The organism is Shimia sp. W99, from assembly GCF_053851455.3.
This window is the reverse complement of record NZ_JBSQBU020000001.1, coordinates 1,491,444-1,511,898: the sequence shown is the minus strand read 5'-3', so window position 1 is coordinate 1,511,898 and position 20,455 is coordinate 1,491,444. Positions and strand designations below refer to the sequence as shown.

General features: G+C 61.4%; 22 protein-coding genes. 13 read left to right on the top strand and 9 right to left on the bottom strand.

Annotated features, from left to right (window positions below):
• The first annotated feature begins 128 nt into the window (after nt 1-128).
• The 11 genes from rpsA to ACS3QZ_RS07420 all read left to right on the top strand — a co-directional run bounded on the left by rpsA (nt 129) and on the right by ACS3QZ_RS07420 (nt 9,840).
• Nucleotides 129-1,808: a 30S ribosomal protein S1 gene (rpsA, locus tag ACS3QZ_RS07470; protein ID WP_093092406.1), complete on the top strand. Its 1,680-nt coding sequence runs from the start codon at nt 129-131 to the stop codon at nt 1,806-1,808.
• 202 nt (nt 1,809-2,010) lie between these two features.
• Nucleotides 2,011-3,024: an alpha/beta fold hydrolase gene (locus ACS3QZ_RS07465; protein WP_456037267.1), complete on the top strand. Its 1,014-nt coding sequence runs from the start codon at nt 2,011-2,013 to the stop codon at nt 3,022-3,024.
• Nucleotides 3,025-3,185: 161 nt separating this feature from the next.
• Nucleotides 3,186-3,944, top strand: coding sequence for a nuclear transport factor 2 family protein (locus ACS3QZ_RS07460; protein WP_456037266.1), 759 nt, complete (start codon nt 3,186-3,188; stop codon nt 3,942-3,944).
• A 178-nt stretch (nt 3,945-4,122) separates the two neighbouring features.
• Nucleotides 4,123-4,746, top strand: a complete 624-nt coding sequence (locus tag ACS3QZ_RS07455) for a class I SAM-dependent methyltransferase (protein WP_456037265.1) — start codon at nt 4,123-4,125, stop codon at nt 4,744-4,746.
• A 428-nt stretch (nt 4,747-5,174) separates the two neighbouring features.
• Nucleotides 5,175-5,456, top strand: a complete 282-nt coding sequence (gene ihfB / locus ACS3QZ_RS07450; protein WP_093089946.1) for an integration host factor subunit beta — start codon at nt 5,175-5,177, stop codon at nt 5,454-5,456.
• A 3-nt stretch (nt 5,457-5,459) separates the two neighbouring features.
• Nucleotides 5,460-5,810 (top strand): lipopolysaccharide assembly protein LapA domain-containing protein, encoded by a 351-nt coding sequence (locus ACS3QZ_RS07445; RefSeq protein WP_456037263.1) that lies wholly within the window; start codon nt 5,460-5,462, stop codon nt 5,808-5,810.
• 73 nt (nt 5,811-5,883) lie between these two features.
• On the top strand, nt 5,884-6,543 hold the full coding sequence (locus tag ACS3QZ_RS07440) for a phosphoribosylanthranilate isomerase (protein ID WP_456037262.1): 660 nt from the start codon (nt 5,884-5,886) through the stop codon (nt 6,541-6,543).
• A gap of 225 nt (nt 6,544-6,768) precedes the next feature.
• Complete coding sequence (gene trpB / locus ACS3QZ_RS07435) at nt 6,769-8,022, top strand: tryptophan synthase subunit beta (protein WP_456037261.1); 1,254 nt, start codon at nt 6,769-6,771, stop codon at nt 8,020-8,022.
• 259 nt (nt 8,023-8,281) lie between these two features.
• Nucleotides 8,282-8,512 (top strand): hypothetical protein, encoded by a 231-nt coding sequence (locus tag ACS3QZ_RS07430; protein ID WP_456037260.1) that lies wholly within the window; start codon nt 8,282-8,284, stop codon nt 8,510-8,512.
• A gap of 233 nt (nt 8,513-8,745) precedes the next feature.
• A complete protein-coding gene (locus ACS3QZ_RS07425; protein ID WP_456037259.1) occupies nt 8,746-9,276 on the top strand; it encodes a hypothetical protein in 531 nt (176 codons plus the stop codon).
• Nucleotides 9,277-9,315: 39 nt separating this feature from the next.
• Nucleotides 9,316-9,840 (top strand): helix-turn-helix transcriptional regulator, encoded by a 525-nt coding sequence (locus ACS3QZ_RS07420; RefSeq protein WP_456037258.1) that lies wholly within the window; start codon nt 9,316-9,318, stop codon nt 9,838-9,840.
• On the opposite strand, the gene ACS3QZ_RS07415 is transcribed toward ACS3QZ_RS07420, so the two are convergent.
• On the bottom strand, nt 9,837-10,211 hold the full coding sequence (locus ACS3QZ_RS07415) for a DUF2237 family protein (protein WP_456037257.1): 375 nt from the start codon (nt 10,209-10,211) through the stop codon (nt 9,837-9,839). The two genes, ACS3QZ_RS07420 and ACS3QZ_RS07415, sit on opposite strands and share 4 nt — an antisense overlap.
• A gap of 107 nt (nt 10,212-10,318) precedes the next feature.
• Between ACS3QZ_RS07415 and ACS3QZ_RS07410 the strand changes: the two genes are divergently transcribed.
• On the top strand, nt 10,319-11,686 hold the full coding sequence (locus ACS3QZ_RS07410; RefSeq protein WP_456037256.1) for an FAD-dependent oxidoreductase: 1,368 nt from the start codon (nt 10,319-10,321) through the stop codon (nt 11,684-11,686).
• 42 nt (nt 11,687-11,728) lie between these two features.
• Here the strand turns inward: ACS3QZ_RS07410 and ACS3QZ_RS07405 are convergent, their stop codons facing one another.
• From ACS3QZ_RS07405 to pth, 3 genes are all read right to left on the bottom strand, one after another.
• The gene (locus ACS3QZ_RS07405) at nt 11,729-12,895 is read right to left on the bottom strand and encodes a serine hydrolase domain-containing protein (RefSeq protein ID WP_456037255.1); all 1,167 of its coding nucleotides are present in this window, start codon (nt 12,893-12,895) and stop codon (nt 11,729-11,731) included.
• Nucleotides 12,896-12,961: 66 nt separating this feature from the next.
• Entirely contained in the window at nt 12,962-13,999 is a 1,038-nt protein-coding gene (locus tag ACS3QZ_RS07400; RefSeq protein WP_456037254.1) for a DUF2332 domain-containing protein, read from the bottom strand.
• Nucleotides 13,996-14,697 (bottom strand): aminoacyl-tRNA hydrolase, encoded by a 702-nt coding sequence (gene pth / locus ACS3QZ_RS07395; protein ID WP_456037253.1) that lies wholly within the window; start codon nt 14,695-14,697, stop codon nt 13,996-13,998. The genes ACS3QZ_RS07400 and pth overlap by 4 nt, the downstream gene beginning before the upstream one ends.
• Nucleotides 14,698-14,783: 86 nt before the next feature.
• Here pth and ACS3QZ_RS07390 point away from each other — a divergent pair, with 86 nt between their 5' ends.
• Nucleotides 14,784-15,473, top strand: a complete 690-nt coding sequence (locus ACS3QZ_RS07390; protein ID WP_456037251.1) for an FkbM family methyltransferase — start codon at nt 14,784-14,786, stop codon at nt 15,471-15,473.
• Nucleotides 15,474-15,491: 18 nt separating this feature from the next.
• Here ACS3QZ_RS07390 and ACS3QZ_RS07385 read toward each other — a convergent pair whose 3' ends face one another.
• The 5 genes from ACS3QZ_RS07385 to ACS3QZ_RS07365 form a co-directional block, all read right to left on the bottom strand.
• Entirely contained in the window at nt 15,492-15,872 is a 381-nt protein-coding gene (locus ACS3QZ_RS07385) for an excinuclease ABC subunit A (RefSeq protein ID WP_456037249.1), read from the bottom strand.
• 259 nt (nt 15,873-16,131) lie between these two features.
• Entirely contained in the window at nt 16,132-16,773 is a 642-nt protein-coding gene (locus tag ACS3QZ_RS07380) for a 50S ribosomal protein L25/general stress protein Ctc (protein ID WP_456037248.1), read from the bottom strand.
• Nucleotides 16,774-16,900: 127 nt separating this feature from the next.
• Nucleotides 16,901-17,524, bottom strand: a complete 624-nt coding sequence (locus ACS3QZ_RS07375; protein ID WP_456037247.1) for a hypothetical protein — start codon at nt 17,522-17,524, stop codon at nt 16,901-16,903.
• 58 nt (nt 17,525-17,582) lie between these two features.
• Nucleotides 17,583-18,749, bottom strand: coding sequence for an alpha-hydroxy acid oxidase (locus ACS3QZ_RS07370; RefSeq protein WP_456037246.1), 1,167 nt, complete (start codon nt 18,747-18,749; stop codon nt 17,583-17,585).
• Between the two features lie 127 nt (nt 18,750-18,876).
• Entirely contained in the window at nt 18,877-20,445 is a 1,569-nt protein-coding gene (locus ACS3QZ_RS07365) for a trimethylamine methyltransferase family protein (RefSeq protein WP_456037245.1), read from the bottom strand.
• Nucleotides 20,446-20,455: the final 10 nt, after the last annotated feature.

The window sequence follows — 20,455 nt, the reverse complement described above, 5'->3', positions numbered from 1 at the left end:
GCCCTTCTTGTTTGTGTGTGACACCACGCCCGTTTTCTTGGCCAAACGGCCCGGGACGTAACGAAACCAAGACCGGCGGAGACAACCGCGTGGCCCGCAAAAATGTTTGTAAAGGAATGAAACGCCACATGGCTAACGCAACCATGGAGGAATTCGAAGCCCTCCTTAATGAAAGCTTCGAAATGGACACCCCGAACGAGGGTTCGGTTGTCAAAGGCAAGGTCATCGCAATCGAAGCAGGCCAAGCCATCATCGACGTCGGCTACAAGATGGAAGGCCGCGTTGATCTGAAAGAATTCGCAAACCCGGGTGAAGCTCCTGAAATCGCTGTTGGCGACGAAGTGGAAGTCTTCCTGCGCGCGGCTGAAAACGCCCGCGGCGAAGCGGTTATCTCGCGCGAGATGGCCCGCCGTGAAGAAGCATGGGACCGCCTGGAAAAAGCATATGCCGACGACCAGCGCGTCGAAGGTGCGATCTTTGGTCGTGTCAAAGGTGGCTTCACCGTCGATCTCGGCGGCGCCGTGGCCTTCCTGCCCGGTTCGCAGGTTGACGTGCGCCCCGTGCGCGACGCCGGCCCGCTGATGGGTCTGAAGCAGCCGTTCCAGATCCTGAAAATGGACCGTCGCCGTGGCAACATCGTTGTATCGCGTCGCGCGATCCTCGAAGAGTCCCGCGCCGAGCAGCGCGCCGAGGTTATCGGCAACCTGCACGAAGGTCAGGCCGTGGACGGTGTGGTCAAGAACATCACCGAATACGGTGCGTTTGTTGACCTGGGCGGTGTCGACGGCCTGTTGCACGTCACCGACATGGCATGGCGCCGTGTGAACCACCCGTCGGAAATCCTGACGATCGGTGAAACTGTCAAGGTACAGGTCATCAAGATCAACAAGGAAACCCACCGCATTTCGCTGGGCATGAAGCAGCTGCAGGACGATCCGTGGGATCTCGTGGCCGCCAAGTACCCGCTGTCGTCGGTCCACAAGGGCCGCGTGACCAACATCACCGATTACGGCGCCTTCGTGGAGCTGGAGCCGGGTGTCGAAGGTCTCGTGCACGTCAGCGAAATGTCCTGGACCAAGAAAAACGTACACCCCGGCAAGATCGTCTCGACGAGCCAGGAAGTGGACGTCATGGTTCTCGAAATCGACGGCGCCAAGCGTCGCGTTTCGCTGGGTCTCAAGCAGACCATGCGCAACCCGTGGGAAGTGTTTGCAGAAACCCACCCCGAGGGCACGCAGGTCGAAGGCGAAGTCAAGAACATCACCGAATTCGGTCTGTTCATTGGCCTGCCGGGCGAGATCGACGGCATGGTTCACCTTTCGGACCTCAGCTGGGACGAGCGTGGCGAAGACGCCATCCAGAACTACCGCAAGGGCGACGTTGTCCAGGCGGTTGTCTCGGAAGTCGACATCGACAAGGAGCGTATCTCGCTGTCGATCAAGGCGCTGGGCGGTGACAAGTTCGCAGAAGCCGTTGGCGGCGTGAAGCGTGGCTCGGTCATCACCGTTGAAGTGACCGCGATCGAAGATGGCGGCATCGAGGTCGAGTACGAAGGCATGAAGTCGTTCATCCGTCGTTCGGACCTGAGCCGTGACCGCGCAGAGCAGCGCCCCGAGCGTTTCTCGGTCGGTGACAAGGTTGATGTGCGCGTGACCAACGTGGACAGCAAGACCCGTCGTCTGGGCCTGTCGATCAAGGCACGCGAGATCGCCGAAGAGAAAGAAGCCGTGGAACAGTACGGTTCGTCGGATTCGGGTGCATCGCTGGGCGATATCCTCGGTGCCGCGCTCAAGTCGGGCGACGAGTAAGTCTGTCGACATACGATTTGAGAAGCCCCGCCGGAAACGGCGGGGCTTTTTTGTTGGCCGGCGATCGGCTCTCGGGGCGGGTGCGTGGACCGGATTGAGGGCGCGCGCGAGCGCCCGGAGCGGGCTGCGCAGGACCGCGAGAACAGGACTTTTCATTCATTTCGTGATAGGATTTGAGCGGTGAAGTCCGGAGGCATCTTCAATGCCGAGCTATCGTACATCGCATTTTCGCTTGCAGTCCGGTTTCGTGCTGCCCGAGCTGGACATCGCCTACGAGTGCTACGGCGACCTGAATGCCGAAAGATCGAACGCAGTTCTTGTGCACCACGGAACGACAAGCACGCATCATGCCGCCGGTCGAACGACACCCGACTTACGTGAAGGTTGGTGGGATGGCATCATCGGCCCCGGAAAGCTCCTCGACACGGACAAATTCTGCGTCATTTCCTCGAATATGCTCGGCTCTTCCTACGGCACGACCGGGCCGAACTCCTTGAACCCGGAGACAGGGCTGGCCTGGGGCGCCGATTTTCCCGAAATCACGCTTGAAGACATGGTCCGCGCGCAGAAATGTCTTATTGATGCTTTGGGCATTGATCAGCTTCTTGCCGTGGCTGGTGGATCAGTTGGGGGATTGCTGTCGTTTCAGTGGGCGGTCACCTATCCTCGGGCCATGCGGGGCATTATCGCCGCCGACTGCGGCCCGGTGAGCCAGTTCGGAACCAGCGCGGCCTTGCCTGAACTTGTCGCCGAACTGCAAGCGGACCCCAACTGGAACGATGGACATTATGCAGAAGTGGGGGGCCTCAGGGACGTGATGACCCGCATCCGGATCAGAACCCTGCTGTCCTACCAGTTCATGGAAAAGTTTGAAGGCCAGATGCCAAGGCAGGATATCGAGAAACTCTTGCATGATACGTCAGCGGAATGGGCCGAAGAATTCGATCCCATGAGCCTGATCGCCCTGAACTCGGCGATCGGAGATTTTAACGTCTCGGACAGGCTCGACCGCATTCGCGCGAGGTTCTTCTATGTGCTTTGCGATACCGATGAATTCTACCCGGCCTCGATCGGACAAGGAGTTGCCGAGGAGATGCGTGCGGCGGGCGCAGAGGTGACATTCCATGAAGTGCAAAGCCACATGGGGCATTTCTCAACTTCCGTCGAGCCGGAAAAATGGGTGCCGCAGGCGCGGGGCTTTCTTGCCGGGTTGTGATCAACAATCATTCCAGGATGTGAGCGACCTGTAACCGGTTCGCCGGGCAGGGGCGGGGCAGGTCTTTGCGGGAAGGAAGGGTCGTCAACCGGGTTGATCGTTTTGATTTCCGTTCGCACGTGGTCGTGATTGAATGGGCGGGGAGAAACGAGGGGATTGTGATGACGTCGAAAAAGGATCTTCTGCAAAAGCTGCTCAAGGGGATCGAAACCGGCGATCCCGAGGCGGCGGCGGTGGTGAACGAAGCGCGCTATGTCCAGCACAACCCGCAGACCCACGAGGGCAGCGAGGGGTTGGCGGCGCTGTTTGCGCGGCTGTCCAAAACCAATCCGAAGGTGACGTTTGTCAGGGTCTTCGAGGATGGTGACTTCGCGTTTGCCCATAACCTTTATGATTTTGACAGGCTTCGGGTCGCGTTCGAGGTGTTTCGCTTTGAGGACGGGCTCGCCGTCGAGCACTGGGACAATATTCAGCCGGAGCGCGGGCCGAATCCGTCCGGGCGGGGCATGCTGGATGGGGAGACCGGGATCACGGATCTCGACAGGACCGAGGCGAACAGGGCGCGGGCGCGGGCCTTTGTCGAGGAGGTGCTGATCGGGCGCCAGCGCGCGCGCCTGCCCGAGTACGTGGCGGCGGATCTGATCCAGCATGACCCGGATATCGGTGATGGGGCCGACGCGTTGTGGGCGGTGTTGCAGAACGAGGCGACCGTGCCCGGGGCAAGGCAGTATGATCGGCTGCACAGGGTTCTGGCGGAGGGCAACTTCGTGTTGTGCATGAGCGAAGGGCGTCGGGGTAATCTGCCAACAAGCTATTACGATCTTTTCCGCCTTGAGGCGGACAGGATCGTCGAGCAGTGGACCACGGTGGAAACCATTGCCCCCAAGGATCAATGGAAGAACAACAAAGGCAAGTTCTGAGATGGCGACGCGTCGGGAAATCGCCGGATGGCATTTGTCATCCTGAACCGCAGGTCGGGGTACCATTGCACTTCGATGGCGGTGTTTTGCCCGTTGCACGCGACACAGCAGGGTATCAAAGGGTCGGGTTATGACGTAGAGATCAGGTCGTCGCAGAACTCGATGGAAGGTTCGTCTGATGGCAGAAAAGACTGCCCGTTTGACCGATCGTTATGACGTCGCCGCGCCTCGTTGGGGCGACAAGATGCGCACGTTGGGATACTATGATGCCTATCTCGGCTTTCTTTCTGCTCAACGACGAAACGACGGCGGCGACCTGCGCGTCGTTGACGTTGGTGCGGGCACGGCGTCCTTCTCTGAAGCCTGGGTTGCGATCAACGGCCCGCCGCGCGAGTTGATCTTGCTTGAGCCAAGCCGTGCAATGCTTGGACTTGGCGGAAAAGCACTACGCAGACGCGGCGTTGAGCCAAGGATGGAAATGTCCTTGTTGGGGGAAGTGGATTTGGGTCTGTCAGAAGTCGTTCTGGCGGCGCATGTCATCGAGCATTGTCCGGATCCGCTACGTGCCCTCCGACAAATGCGCGACCTGCTTCGCGAAGGTGGCCGGTTGCATCTCGTGGTGTCCAAACCGCATTGGTGCAATGCAATCATATGGCTGCAGTGGCGTCATCGTACTTTTCTGGAGGGTGAGATCGTGGCGCTCGTCCAAGAGGCCGGTTTTGACATTGAGCGGATGTATAGTTTCCCGTCGGGGCCGCCATCACGGACCAGCCGCGGGATCGTGGCCGTTCGAAAAAGGTAAACCTCTGGCACAAGCGCGCGTGGTATTTTCGAGGATCGGTTCAGGCACGGTTTTGCGCGCGCGCCTGTCCGTGTTCGTCGCGGGCGTTCTGATCCGGCATGACCCCGGATATCGAGGATGTGGCTGACGCGGTGTGCGCGGTGTTTCAGCGCGCGGCCGGGCATTGCAGGGCGGTATTTGCAGTCCTGAACAGAGGATCAGCTTTTCATTGCGAATCAATGGCTTCTCTGCGGCGCGGCGGGTGTGCTGGTTGAAGGCATGGGGGAGGAATTCGCCAAGAGGGACGCCGATTCCGCAGGGAATCTCGGGGATTCGGCAGGATTTCGCGCCCAAGGGGTGTGTTTCCATTTCCCGTTTGCGCGGTTTCTTCCTATAGTCGGGGCGATGCATGCGGCCAAAGACGTGCACACCCAGGGAGACATGAACCGATGATCCGTTCGGAACTGATACAAAAGATTGCTGATGAAAACCCGCACCTCTACCAGCGTGACGTGGAGCGTATCGTGAATACGATCTTCGAGGAGATCACCGATGCGATGTCGCGGGGGGATCGAGTGGAGCTGCGTGGCTTTGGTGCGTTTTCGGTGAAGCAGCGGGATGCCCGCGTCGGGCGCAATCCGCGCACGGGAGAGTCGGTGGAAGTGGAAGAGAAACACGTGCCCTTCTTCAAGACGGGCAAGTTGCTGAGAGACCGACTGAACGGAAAGTAAGGAATGCGTTACATTCGCTATGCCTTTCTGGGCATACTGGGCGCCGCGCTGATCGCGGTGGCACTTGCAAATCGCGAGATCGTGACCCTGACCCTGTTGCCGCAGGCGCTTGGGGATTTGATCGGGATCAACCATTCGATCAGCCTGCCGTTGTTCGTGGTGATTTTTCTGGCCATCGCCGCAGGGTTGCTGATCGGATTCGTCTGGGAGTGGATGCGTGAGCATCGCCACCGGGCGGAGAAATCCAAGGCAGAGAAGGAATTGCACCAGACCAAGCGCGAGGTGCGGCGTCTGAAGGGCAAGCAGGCCGAAAACAAGGACGAGGTTCTGGCGTTGCTGGACGAGGCGAGCTGAGCCGCAATTTGAGTATTTCGGGCAAAATGAAGGGGCGGGTTGCGCCCCTTTTTGCCGTGTGGGATGAAGAGCCATGGATATCCGGGTGAAAATCTGCGGGCTGCGGGAGCCTGAACATGTGGTGGCGGCGGCTGAGGCCGGGGCGGCCTATGTGGGGTTCGTGTTCTTTGAAAAATCGCCGCGCCATATCGGGGTTGCGGCTGCGCGGGATTTGGCGCTCGAGGTGCCGGTAGGAGTGGCCAAGGTGGCGTTGACCGTGAATGCGGATGATGCGTTTCTGGATCAGCTGGTGGATGCGGTGCCGCTCGACATGCTGCAGCTTCATGGCGGTGAAAGCCCGGAGCGGGTGGCCGAGATCAGGGCGCGGTTCGGTCTGCCGGTGATGAAGGCCGTAGGGATCGCCGGGCCCGAGGACGTGGCGCAGATCGACGCCTATGGCGCGGTGGCGGACCAGGTGTTGATCGACGCCAAACCGCCCAAGGGCGCGGATTTGCCGGGGGGCAACGGGCTGGCCTTTGACTGGCGGTTGGTGAACCGGAAATACTGGCCCTGTCCGTGGATGTTGGCCGGGGGGCTGACGGCGGCGAACGTGGCCGAAGCGGTACGCATGACCGGCGCGCGACAGGTGGATGTCAGTTCGGGCGTGGAAAGCGCGCCGGGCGTGAAGGATGCCGGGTTGATCCGGGATTTCGTCAAGGCCGCACAGGGGCAGGCGGTGCCGGTTTTGCGGTAATAGGGTTTTGTTGCTTGTTCCGAGTGGATCGGGGCACGCGGCAGCCGCTTTCCCGCTTGCCCTGTAGCTTCGTGCGTTCTAAAGCGTTTCGCCATGAAGCTGAAACAAAGGTTTGTGGCGGAACGCCCACAACACCAAGAAGTCTTACCGCGCCTCGCCTTTTCCCTGCCGCAGGTCAAAGGCGTGACGCTTTAGGTAAAACCGACGCAAGCGAAGGACGACCCCATGGCCAATGATCTTTTCAATTCCTTCATGACCGGACCTGACGAGAAGGGCCGTTTCGGCGATTTCGGGGGACGGTTTGTCTCTGAGACGCTGATGCCGCTGATCCTTGATCTGGAGGCGGAATACGAGAAGGCCAAGGATGACCCGACATTCTGGGCCGAGATGGACGATCTTTGGAAGCATTACGTTGGCCGCCCGAGTCCGCTTTATTTCGCACCGCGCCTGACCGAGAGCCTTGGTGGCGCCAAGATCTATCTCAAGCGGGATGAGCTGAACCACACCGGCGCGCATAAGGTGAACAACGTGCTGGGTCAGATCATTCTGGCACGGCGCATGGGCAAGACCCGGATCATTGCCGAGACCGGCGCGGGTCAGCACGGGGTGGCCACGGCCACGGTCTGTGCCAAGTTCGGGTTGAAATGCGTGGTCTATATGGGGGCGCATGACGTTCAGCGTCAGGCGCCGAACGTGTTCCGGATGCGCCTTCTGGGCGCCGAGGTGATCCCGGTGACGTCCGGGCGGGGCACGCTCAAGGACGCGATGAATGACGCGCTGCGCGACTGGGTCACGAATGTGCGCGACACGTTTTACTGCATCGGGACCGTTGCGGGACCGCACCCCTATCCGGCGATGGTGCGCGACTTCCAGTCGATCATCGGCAAGGAAGTGCGCTGGCAACTGGCCGAACAGGAGGGCGAGGGACGTCTTCCCGACACGGTGATTGCCGCGATTGGCGGCGGGTCGAACGCGATGGGGCTGTTCTATCCCTTCCTCGACGACAAGTCGGTCAACATCATCGGGGTTGAAGCCGGTGGCAAGGGCGTGGACGAGAAGATGGAGCATTGCGCGTCGCTGACGGGCGGGCGCCCCGGCGTTCTGCATGGCAACCGCACCTATCTGTTGCAGGATGATGACGGGCAGATCCTTGAAGGCTATTCGATCTCGGCCGGGCTCGACTATCCCGGGATCGGGCCGGAGCATAGCTGGCTGCATGACATCGGCCGGGCAAACTATGTGTCCGTGACCGACAAGGAGGCGCTGGAGGCGTTCCAGTATTGCTGTGCCCATGAAGGGATCATCCCGGCGCTGGAGCCCAGCCATGCGTTGGCGCATGTGATGAAGATCGCCGGCGACCTGCCCAAGGATCATATCATCGTCATGAACATGTGTGGCCGGGGCGACAAGGATGTGCAGACCGTGGCGCGCTATCTCGGGTTCGACATGAGTGACACCGAGGGGCGTCCAGCGGACTGAACCCGCGCAACGCTGTTCCGAAATACATGTAAGGGGCGTCTTCGAAAGGAGGCGCCTCTTTTTTGTGCCTGTTCGCGCCACGGGCTTCGGGAAGGCCATAAACCCAGGTTTATGGCTGTAATCCTTTGGAAAATGCAGGGGATGGTAAACCCCAGACCTATGGACGGCGCCGGCCGGGGCGGGCTTTGCTGGGGGCACCGAATGGCATGGGCCATGAATTGAATTTGATATCTCGAACAACCACGGGGGCACCGGAAAGATGGGGCGAAAACTGAGGGCATTTCTATCTGCTACCCTTGGCTTCGTGCTTGTCGTTCTGGCCGAGGAGGAAGGCGTTCTGGATAACATGGTCGATGCCGCCTTGGGGCGCTATCCCAAGGCAAGTTCGGATCCGTTATTGGTCGCGGAAAGCCCGACCGTCCTGCTTGGCAGCATATGGGGCGGATGGGCAAGTGAGACCCGGGCGGCGCCCCGCCCGGTAGGTGAGTGAAATGTGGTTTCGACTCAGACGCCTGGACCCGTGCATCCCATTCCTGGATCAGGCGAACTTGGCCTCATGGAGGTGGTGCGTGTATTCCCACGCATCCACGGGCGGTTTCATGAGGTGTGATGATTGGCGGTGTGTTACGTGACAAATCTGTCCCTCACGCGTAATCTGTGCCTTCATCTTGCCGGTCGCCGTTGCTTCCCCAGAGCACGGCGGCCGGAAAACATGGTTTGGTCATGAAACATCTCAAAATCATAGCATCCGTCCTGATACCGACCCTTGCGCCGCAAGTGGCGAGCGCGGAGGCGGTTGCGGAGGCGATCGTGCGCCAGCTGCGCGCGCTCGGGTATTCCGAGGTCGACGTGTCGCGCACCATTCTTGGACGTGAGCGCATCGTTGCGCGCACCAAAACGCGCAGTCGCGAAATCGTGGTGAACCCGCGGACCGGCGAAATCTTGCGCGATTTCCAGAAGGGCGGTTTTGGATTGGCATCCGATCCCATACTGGGAGCAAAGAAAGAACAGGCGGATGTGGCACAGGCCGGGGACAAGGAAACACCGGGTCAGGGCCGTGGAAATTCCGACAAAGACACGTCCGGGAAGGAAACTTCTGGAAACGGAAACTCGGGCAACGGGAACTCGGGCAACGGTGTGGGCAACGGGACTGGCAGTGCCGACAGCAGCGGGAATGGGAATGCTGGTGGGAACGGGAATGGAAATGCCGGTGGGAACGGCAACGGGAATGGCAACGGGCGGGGTGGCTCGTGAGGCTTCGCAGGACATCCTGACGTCCCATGAGGCCTTGGCGTGCTGACGCGCGCGCGCCGGTCGCGCCTTTGGCTGATCCTGTTGATCGTGGTCCAGGGGGGCTGCGCGATCTTTTTCGTGTCCGACATCCTGTTGACCGTGATCGGTGTGCGCATGTCTCCGATCAGCTGGCAGAGCCGCGAGTTTCTGGAAATCGGTGCCGCGGTGGGTTTGTTTCTTGGGGTGGTGCTTGGCTGGGTGGCGTTCCGGCGAACCCTTGCGGACAAGCACGAGGCCGAACAGAGCCTGCGCAATGTGCGCATGGCCTTTGTTGATCACATGGACAAGCGGTTTGCGGACTGGGGGCTGACCCCGGCAGAGCATGAGGTAGCGCTGTTTTCGGTCAAGGGGCTGAGCATTCAGGACATTGCCGATCTGCGCAACACGTCCGAGGGCACCGTCAAAGCGCAGTGCAACGCGATCTATCGCAAGGCAGGCGTCACCGGGCGGGCGCAGCTGATGAGTGTCTTCCTTGACGATCTTCTGGACAGCGACAAGGAGTTCACCGGCACACCGCCGCGTTAATGTGCGCCATAAATGGCCAGGATATCCAGCGGCACGATGTCGAGCGCGCGTTGGTGCGTGGCGGCAAGATTGACCCGCGGGGCGCAGCCTTCGTCATGGGCCTGCAGGAAACGCCCGGCGCAGAGGCACCAGTGATCGCCCGGCTTGAGTCCGGCAAAACCGAACTCGGGGCGCGGGGTCGAGAGATCGTTGCCGACATACTTGGAAAAGGCGAGAAACTCGGCCGTCATGATGGCGCAGACCGTATGGCTGCCCTGATCCTCAGCGCAGGTATTGCAATGCCCGTCGTGGAAGAACCCGGTCAGGGGGTCGGTCGAACAGGGGGCAAGGGCGGTGCCAAGCACGTTGAGGCTGGGGTCTTTCTCGATCATGGGGGTATTGTTGCATGCGCGGGTATGCGGCGCAAAGGGACAAATCCTGTATGGCCATTTCACTTTTGGATTGACGCAAGGCACGGCTTTGTCAAAGGCTGGGCGTCATGAAACAGATCACCGAACCCGCCCGCCAGATTGATGTCATCCACGAAACCGACGTGCTGGTCGTTGGCTCGGGGCCGGGGGGGCTTTCGGCGGCGCTGGCGGCGGCTCGGGCCGGGGTCGAGGTGACGCTGGTCGAGCGGTTCGGCTGTTTCGGGGGCAATATCACCGTGGTCGGCGTGGAGGGGATGCATTGGTATCGCCACGAACAGACCGTGGAGAGCATGGGCATTCCCAAGGAGTTCGAGGACGCCGCGAAGGACGCGGGCGCGGCGGTGCCCGAGAGCCAGTCGCTGAGCTATGAGATCGACAGCGAGGGGTTCAAGCTGGTCGCGGACCGGATGGTGGAAAAGGCGGGCATTCATCCGATGCTGCACCGTCAGTTCGTGGCCCCGATCATGGAGGGCGATGCCATAGTCGGCATCATCACCGAGTCCAAGGCCGGGCGCGAGGCGATCCTTGCCAAGCGGGTGATTGATGCGACGGGCGACGCGGATGTGGCGCATCGCGCGGGCGCGCCGACGCGGATGACGCCGCGGGAAGAGATGATGGCGGCGTCGGTGATGTTTCATCTCGCCGGGGTGGACAAGACCCGGTTCATGGAAGGCATCAAGGCCGATCCCCAGACCTATGCTGATTGGGGCGGCGGCGGGGAGTGGAATATCGAGACCTCGGGTAAGGAGGACGAGATGTTTTCGCCCTTTCTCGGCAAGCCCTTTGCGCAGGCGATCAAGGCGGGGATCATTCCGGCGCATCTCAACACGATTGCCGGGACGTGGGGGGCGATGCATGACACGGGCGAGCTGACCTATATGAACCTCGTGCATCTGGATGGGATTGACGGGACCGACCCGGACAGCCTCACCCAGGGTGAGATCGAGGGGCGCCGGCAGGCGATGCTGGCGATCGAGGCGTTAAAGCGGTTCACGCCGGGATGCGAGGGCGCCCGGCTGCGTAACTTTGGGATGAGCCTTGGCGTGCGGGATACGCGCAAGGTGGATACGGTTTATCGGATGCGTGAAGGCGATGTGCGAGAGCAGGGGCGGTTCGAGGATTCGATTGGCATTTTCCCCGAGTTCATCGACGGGTATGGCGTGCTAATCCTGCCCACGACGGGGCGGTATTTCCAGATCCCCTATCGCAACCTCTTGCCCAGGAAGGTGAAGAACCTGTTGGTGTCGGGGCGGGCGACGGGGGCCGAGCGCATTGCCCATGCCGCGACACGCAACATGGCGTGTTGTGCGGTGATCGGGCAGGGTGCGGGCGTTGCGGCGGCGCTGTCGGTCAAACAGCAGGGGCGCGATCTGGATCAGGTGGATATCGGGGATATCCAGAAAGAGTTGGAGCGGCAGGGCGCAAGGGTTTGGTGAGGGGGGCCGGTCGGCGCGCAAAGCGCGCCGTGGATGTGGGCTTTAGTTCAGCGCCGTAACGATCTCGCGGAACATGGCGATGTTGCTGTCGGTAACACCGCTTTCCTTGAACTGGCGATCAGCCGAGTTCATTGCGATCACCACGCCGCTTGGACGATCAACGTAGATGTATTGACCGTAAACACCGATGCCGAAGAACTCTTCGGGTTGGGCGTCTTTAGGCATCCACCATTGATAGCCATACTGCAGTTCGCCCGGTGCCGTGTTGGCGCTTGGGGTCGTGCTTTCGGCGACCCATGCGGCGGGCACGATCTGAACGCCGCCATACATACCGTTCTGCAGGAACATCTGGCCAAAGCGGGCATAGTCGCGGGTGCGGATGTTCAGCCCGCCCAGAACAAAGGCCACGCCAACGCCATCGGTGATGTAGTAGGGGCTTTCTTCATAGCCAAGCGGGGCGATGATTTTCTCGGACAGGAGCGAGGCCACGTCGCGCCCGGTGGCGCCGCGGATCACCATGCCAAGGACATGGGTGTCGATGGACACGTATTGCCACTGGCTGCCCGGTGCGGTGAAGGTTTCCGAAAGGCTGGCAGCGAAATCGTCCATTGTGCCGCCAAGGGCAATCACGCGGCCCATGCGGTTGATGTCGGAATTGAAGTCGAGATAATCCTCGTCAAAGGTCACGCCCGAGGACATCTGCAACACGTTGCGGATGGTGGCGCCGTCATAGGCGGTCGCCGTCAGCTTGGGGGCGTATTTCGTGACCGGGTCATCAAGGCTGTCGATCTGACCTTCGGCCAGAACGATGCCGAAGAGGGCGGAGAGATAGGATTTTGCCACCGACCACGAGATGCGCAGATCGTCGGGCGCGGTGTCCCTGTAATAGCTTTCATGCACGATCTGGCCGTCCTTGAGCACCACCAGAGAGGTCACGGAACGCGCGGTCAACCAATCGTCGACGCCGGAAGGCAGGGTCATGTCCGCGCCCTTGGGTAAATCCGAAACAGGGGTGTCGCCGCGCGACACGGGGCGGGTGAGGAACAACTGGTCCATGTTCGAGAAATTCCAGACGATTTTCTCTTCTGAAAACAACGAGTTCACGGCCAGAAGGCGATGGATTTCCTCGCGTTTCCAGACATAGACCACGACGGCTGCAAGTATGAACATAAACAGGATGCGGCCGAGCCATTTTCCGAATGTGCGCATAGGTCCCTCTCCCCTCTGGTCCGGGAGGGAGTTGAGCAGAGCGTTGCCTTTCGGGCAAGGGCGACGTCAGGGCAGGTGGGTTGGGGCCTGCCAGTCGACCCAGCGACCGTGGAAATCGGCGCGGCCCAGATCAATGTCGTGGTTGCCCGGCCAAAGGCGCAGGCGGATGGCGGCGCCGGGGGTCTTGTCGTCGGCTTCGAGAGAGAGCCAGGCCAGCGGGGTATCTGGCAGCGCGGCATGGCCTGCGCCAACGATGATCTCTTCGCCGCGTTCCTGTGCATGGGTCGGGAAATACTGCCATGCAACGGTGTGATAGATCAGGTGCAGCGTGCCCGGAACGGGCGTGAGGTTGCGTTCGAGCCAGTCGATCGCGTCACCCTGTTCCAGCGGGGCGTCCTGGAGCGCGATGGCGGCACGGGTGCGGGCAAGGCGTTCGGATTGATCGGGCCAGAGATAGGCCAGAAGACGCAGCTGGTCGGCGGGGTCTTGTGCATTGAGCGGGTTGAGGTCGACGCCACGCCGCTCGGTGATGTGGGGCAGGGTCTTGGGCGGCAGGGGGCCGCGCCAGTCGGGGGCCAGTTGCACCGGGCTTTGCGGGCCATAGTCCGCCCCGTCCAGCGTCATGTGGAACTGGTCGAACATCAGGTTCAACCCCGCCGAGGCCCCCAGTTCGGTCAGGCGGATGGGCATGCCGAAGCGGTCGGAAAGCAAGTGGGCGGCGCCGATCAGAACGGCGGAGCGGCGCACCTCGTTGGTTTGCGGCGCGTGGTCGATCCATTCGGTGAGAAAAGCGTCATGCGTGTGAAGGGCGCCCTGTACGGCCAGCCAGAGATCCGCGTCCGGCACGCTGTTGGGCGGGTAAGCAGCGGCGAGGGCCGGGTCCATGCCCTGCAAGACCAGCGCATGAAGGCCCCCGGCGATGCGCAGCGGCAGCGAGGCGGCCATCGGGCCGATATCGCCCTGCCACGCGGCACATTTCTGCGCCAGCGCCGTGTCAGTGGGCCAGCGGTCTGCCAATAGACGCAGCAGGCGGCCCATGAAGGGGCTGTCGAGCCCTTCGCAGGCATCGGCCTGAAACAGGAAGGCGTCGCGCAGGGCGGTCATTTGAACTTGTCCATGAGTTGTTGCAGCTTGGAGCGGGGTTCGGGATTGGCCGGGGCCGGTTCGGGCGCTGGTTTTGCCGTTTTCGTGGCCGGGGTGTCGGCCTTGGGAGCCGGGTTCTTGGACGAGCGCGGTGGGTTCACGCGCAGGGCTACGGCGTTCATGAACTTGCCTGTGTCGCCCTCGGCCAGATGCGGTGCACCGTCCGAGATGCCGCGCAAGAGATCGTCGAGCCAATCGGCATCCGCCTTGGGGAAATCGCGCAGCACATAGCCCGAGACAGCGTTCTTGTTGCCCGGATGGCCGATGCCCATCCGCACGCGGTCGTAATGCGGGCCGATATGCTGGTGGATCGAGCGCAGGCCGTTGTGGCCCGCATGGCCGCCGCCGGCCTTGGCGCGGCATTTGCCCGGTGCGAGGTCAAGCTCGTCATGAAAAACGGTCACGTCGGTGCTGTCGAGCTTGTAGAACCGCATCGCTTCGCCGACCGACTGACCGGAGAGGTTCATGAAGGTTTCGGGTTTCAGGAGCAGCACTTTTTCGCGGCCAAGACGGCCTTCGCAGAGGGACCCCTGAAACTTGGATTTCCACGGGGAAAAGCCATGGTCGGCGGCGATCTGGTCAAGCGCCATGAAGCCGATATTGTGCCGGTTGTTCGCGTATTTGGCGCCCGGATTCCCGAGGCCGACAAAGAGTTTCATGGCGCGTTTCCCATTCGTCGTGATGGTTGCTCTATAGGTGGCAGGGGCTTAGGAATCAATCAAGGGTAAGGCAGGAGCGGGCAGGCGTGACGGTTTACACACTCAAAGGCGTCGAGATCGGGCTGCCCGAGTTTCTGGTGGGCACGGCGATCGAAGACAAGATCCGGGCCGGGGAATACGAGAGCAAGGAAAGCGACGCGGCGCTCAAGCGGTTGCGCAAGGGCTGGAAGGTGCTGGAGCTGGGCGCGGGACTTGGGTTTGTGAGTTCGGTCTGTGCTTCGGTGGTGGGGGCGGAGAACGTGATCAGCGTGGAGGCCAACCCGCAGATGCTTGATCCGGTGCGGGCCAACCTTGAACGCAACGGCTTTGGGGATGTCACGCTGCTGCATGGGGCCGTGGTCGGAGATGACCACGAAGAGGAAACCGTGCGATTCCGCGCCGGAAAACTGTTCTGGGGCGGGTCCATCGTGGAAGAGGGCAAGAGCCACGACGATATGGTCGAGGTGCCCGCCTTGCCGATGTCGCATCTTCTGGGCATCTACGAGCCGAAATTCGTGATGATGGATATCGAAGGGGCGGAGGCGCATCTTTTCGAACGGCCATGGCCGCGCTGCGTGAAACATGTGGTCATGGAGATTCACCCCAGCCGCTATGAAAGCAAGCAGGTGATCCGCAAGATGGTGGACTGCATGTCGAAATCCGGCCTGACCTATGACCCGGTGATGAGCAACGGGCGCACGCTGGGCTTCATGCGGGTGGCGAAGGGGAGGGGGTGAGGCCGCCCCGAGGTCTGGTCAACGCAAGAGGGCGTCCGCCAGACCGATGAAGGCGATCACGCGCCCGGTTTCGGGAGACATGCGAAAAATCTCGCGCCCGACCATGTAATAGAGATAGCTGTCATTCAGCCCGTAGCGGTCATAGTCGCGGATGATCTTGTAATCCTTAAGGATCTTGTCACCGTTCTTGTAGGCCGGGTGATAGCCAGGGATGACCTTTTTGGCTTGTCCCGGCGGGATGCAGGGCGGGTTTTTCTTGGCCAACCCGGGCGGGCAGTTGGCAACATAGGTCGCACCCGCGTTCTTGGGAGGCTTGCCATTGCCGTTGCCCGCAAAAACAGGCGTCGCGGCAAGGGCCAATGCGGCAAGGGTCAACGGTAGCTTGGTTTTTACTGACATCGGGGCACTCCTTTTGACGTCCATATAGGTCTTCAACGCCGAAGGTGTATATCGGGTTCCCATTGTTCTTTGTCGCCCTGCGATTTGTTGCCGGTATGGGCGAATGTGTGAGCGGAAAGCCACCTGAAAAAAAAAAGCATGCCGTTCCACGGCTGCCGAGGGCGGGGCAAAACGGATGCTCGACAGAGGCCCGCCACAAAAAAAACGGCGCCCCGATTGGAGCGCCGTTTCAAAACCGTCGGGAAGACCCGGTGCGGTCTTATTCTTCGGTGGCTTCTGCCTCGGCCTCGTCGCCTTCGCCTTCACCGTCTTCGTTATCCGAAGAGCGCAGGCTCGACGGAGCCGAGATGTTGGCGATCACGAAGTCGCGGTCGATGGTCGGCTTGGCGCCGTCGGGCAGGGTCACGTCCGAGATGTGCACGATGTCGCCGATGTCCAGATTGGCCAGATCGACGGTGATGCTCTCGGGGATGTCACCCGCGGTCACGTTCAGTTCCACCTCTGGACGCACAACGGTCAGAACGCCGCCCTTCTTGATGCCGGGAGCGATGTCTTCGTTGATGAAGTCCACGTGGATGAACAGGTTGATTTTCGAGGTGCGGCGCAGGCGCAGCAGGTCGATATGAGTCGGAAGGTCCTTGACGACGTCACGCTGAACGCCGCGGCAGATGACGCGCACGTCTTCCTGACCGTCGACTTTGAGGTTCCACAGGGTCGAAAGGAAGCGGCCTGCCTTCAGTTTCTTCAGAAGAACGTTGAAGGGGATCTGGATCGCTTGGGGATCTGCCTCGCCACCATAGACGACACCGGGAACGAAACCGTCGCGACGCGCTTGACGAGCGGCGCCCTTGCCTGTCCCCGTGCGTGCTTCGGCGTGAAGATCAGGAATCTGACCAGCCATGTTGTATACTCCAATAGATAGGGCAGGGTGCCTCCAAGGCTGTCACCCCGCGTGAAGCCGCGTCCTTAACGCGGATTCGTCCGGTTGCAAAGGGGGTTTTGTCGGGTTTGGGGCGGTTTTTCGCGCCCTATTTCTCTGAATAGGCGCGCAGCACGCCATCGGCCTGCAGAATCCGGTCATAGAGCGCGAAATCCTCGGGGCGGGCGGCGCGCAGTTTGGCTTCGACCTCAGGCGAGAGGGGGGCCGGGATTTCGGGAGAGACGTTCTTTTGCTTGGGCTCGATCTCGCGTTCGAACCGCTGTTCGAGGAAGTCGCGCAGGAGGCGCTGGCGTTCATAGGCAAAGAGGTGGTGGACTGGCAGGCCCTTGCCAGCCAGCGTCAGGAAGGAATGCTGGCTTCCGACACCGGCCGGTTTGGACGGTTTGTCGGAGATCACGTCGAGCACGTATTCGTCGAAACTGACCCCGCCATGGCAGTGTTTGTTGTCGCCCATGCGTTCGGGGCTGCGGTATTTGTACCAGGAGCGGATCACGTCGATGGGATCGCGCATCACCGCCATGCGTTCGGGTTTCAGCCCGTAAGTCTGGTCGAGAAAGGGCGCGAAACGCTTGTGGAACTTGCCCACGGTCATGTGTTTCGTGGCCTTGGTGAAGGCGATGTCGGCGGCGGGGCGCAAAGCGAGTTCATAGGCCGTGGTGCCGGTTTTCGGCACCGAGAGAAACGCAAGATTCTGTTTGAAAAAGACCAGCAATTGACCTGCCCCTGAAATGCCCGGCGCCACTATCGCGCGCCGGGCGGGGGGTGTCCAGTTACTGCTGCCAGCGGCCTTCGAAATCCTCGGGGATCAGGAGGATGTCGCGGGTCACTTCGTCGATGCGGCGGTGCCCGCACAGCGCCATTGAGATGTCCATCTCGTTGTGGATCACGCGCAGGGCTTCTTCGACGCCCTTCTGTCCCATGGCGCCAAGACCGTAGACGAAGGCGCGCCCGATGAAGGTACCCTTGGCGCCCATCGCCATGGCCTTGAGGACGTCCTGTCCCGAGCGGATACCGCTGTCGAGATGCACTTCGATCTTTTCGCCCACCGCGTCGAGGATAGAGGGCAGGGCGCGGATCGAAGACAGGGCACCGTCAAGCTGGCGGCCACCGTGGTTGGAGACGACGATGGCGTCGGCGCCCACGGAGAGCGCCATTTTTGCGTCCTCGGCATCGAGAATGCCCTTGAGGATCACCTTGCCGCCCCATTCTTCCTTGAGCTTGCGCACCTTGTCCCAGTCGAGCGAATGGTCAAAGCTTTCCCGCGTCCATGCGCCGAGGTCAGCGGCGTCCGAGATGCCGTCCACATGGCCGACGATATTGCCGAAATTGCGCCGCTTGGCGCCCAGCATTTCGATACCCCAGGACCACTTGGTCATCAGGTTGGCGATGGTGGAGGGGGTCAGCTTGGGCGGGGCGGAGAGGCCGTTCTTGAGGTCCTTGTGGCGCTGGCCCAGAATTTGCAGGTCGAGCGTGATGACGAGGGCGGAACACTTGGCATCCTTGGCGCGCTGGATCAGGCGGCTGACATAGTCGGTGTCGCGCATGGTGTAGAGCTGGAACCAGAAAGGTTTGGTGGTGGCCTCGGCGACTTCTTCGATCGAGTTGATCGACATGGTCGAGAGGGTGAAGGGCACGCCGAACTTTTCGGCGGCGCGCGCCGCTTTGATCTCGCCATCGGCGCATTGCATGCCGGTTAGACCCACAGGGGCGAGGGCGACGGGCATGGAGACGTCCTGGCCGATCATCTGGGTTGCCAGCGAGCGGTTGGTCATGTCCACCGCGACACGCTGTTTCAGGTAGATCTTGTCAAAATCCGAGGTGTTTTCGCGGAAGGTCTGTTCCGTCCAGCTGCCCGACTCGGCGTAGTCGTAGAACATGCGGGGCACACGGCGGTGATAGATGCGCTTGAGGTCTTCGATACAGGTTATGACGGGCATTTTGGTCCACTTTCCCTCATATTGGTAAAGGTTCTTTACCAATATCGGAATTTTGACGCAATGGGAATTTGGTCGCAGGGGGCGCTTTGGCCGCCTGCGGTGCGTTGTTTTACCGAAATCGGGCGGCTCAGATCGTGTCGACGGCCCCGGCGCCCGAGTAGACCTCGACGATATGTTTGTCGGCGGCGCTGGCGAGAGCGGCGATTTCGCGGCGCTGGTCCTCGGAGAGGACGCCGCCCTCGGGCTGGGCCTTGATCGCGGCAAGGGCGTGGTCGCGGGCTTCGTCAAAGGCGGTGCGGCGGCCCGAGGCTTCGTAGTCGTCGCGGCCCATGCGTTGAAAGACGCGCGGGGTAAGCTGGTCGCGGCAGCCTGCGACGGTGTGGTCGCTGTCGAGGAAATGACCGCCCTGGGCGACGCGCATCATTTCGTCGAAGTTCAGCGCGTCGTCGGAAATGTCGGGCGTGCGAATGAAGCGTCGCATCATCGCGCCGATTTCATTGTCGAGCACGGCTTGCACCGGGCTGAAGACGGTGGCGCATTCCAGTTGCCCGATGCCACCGAGGATGTCGGCACCGGAAAGGGCAACCGTCTGCATCAACAGCGCGCGTTCGGCCATGGATTGATGATCGGCATCGGGCGTGTCCGATCCGGAGCCGTAGGTGTGGGCCATGAGGCCATAGCTTTTGCAGATCTGGATCGAGAGCGAAGCGGCTTGCAGGGCCTCGACCGAGGATTGCAGCGCCGAGCCGGTGCGCATGTCGAGCGCGAACATCAGCGGCGTGGCGATGACCGGCAGGCCGGGCGAGAGCACATGCGCCATAGTCACCATACCCACGATCTCGGCCACGGCCATGAGCGAGAGGGCGGCGGGCGAAAGCGGTGCGGTGCCGCCCGCGGAGGGCAGAGAGCAGGCATGGACGGGCACGCCGTATTTGCCACAGGCAATGATCACCTCGGTGTCCATGTGCTTGAATTCAAGCGGGGAGAAGGAGCAGGTGATGGTGCTGGTCGAGGGATGCGCGCGCAGCTGGTCTTCGCCCCCGGCGGCGATGGCGGCGATCTTCAAAAGGTAGTCGACGTTTTCCTTCTGATAGGGCTGCATCCAGACATGTTTGTTGGTGTGGCTAGTGATGCGGGAATAGGAATGGATGTCGGCAGTGACTTCGGGGACGCCATGCACGAAGGGATGGGCGATAAAGCCGACCTGATCCAGCGTGTCGGCCACGGCGGCGATTTCACCAGCGGCGGTGAGGTCCATGTTGCGATACGACGCGTCGCGCGGATCGACATAGCCATGTCCGCCGGTGCCAGTGCGCAGGATGAAGCCCTTGTCCGGGCGGGGGACCTGCATGTCGCGGTCGCGGGTTTTGCCGGCCAGCGTGCAGGTTTTGGGCGTGGCGGCGAGCGCTTCGTGGACCAGTGCCCGGGGCAGGCGGAAGCGGCCCGCGTCGGCGCCTTCGGTGGCACCGGCCTTGCGCAGCGCGTCCTGCGCGGCGGGGTGCACGATCATCATGCCGTAGTCTTCGAGCAGGGTCAGGACGCGTTGTTTCAGCGTGTCGAGCCGGGTGGCATCGAGAAAGCCGAAGCCCGCGCGCGGGGCGATGATTTGGTCGAGGGAAAAGGCGTCCGCACTGGCGCGGCTTACGGGTGGGTTCTTGCGACCGCGACGTTTGCGGGGGGCGGTGTTCTGTTCCATTTCGGGTCCT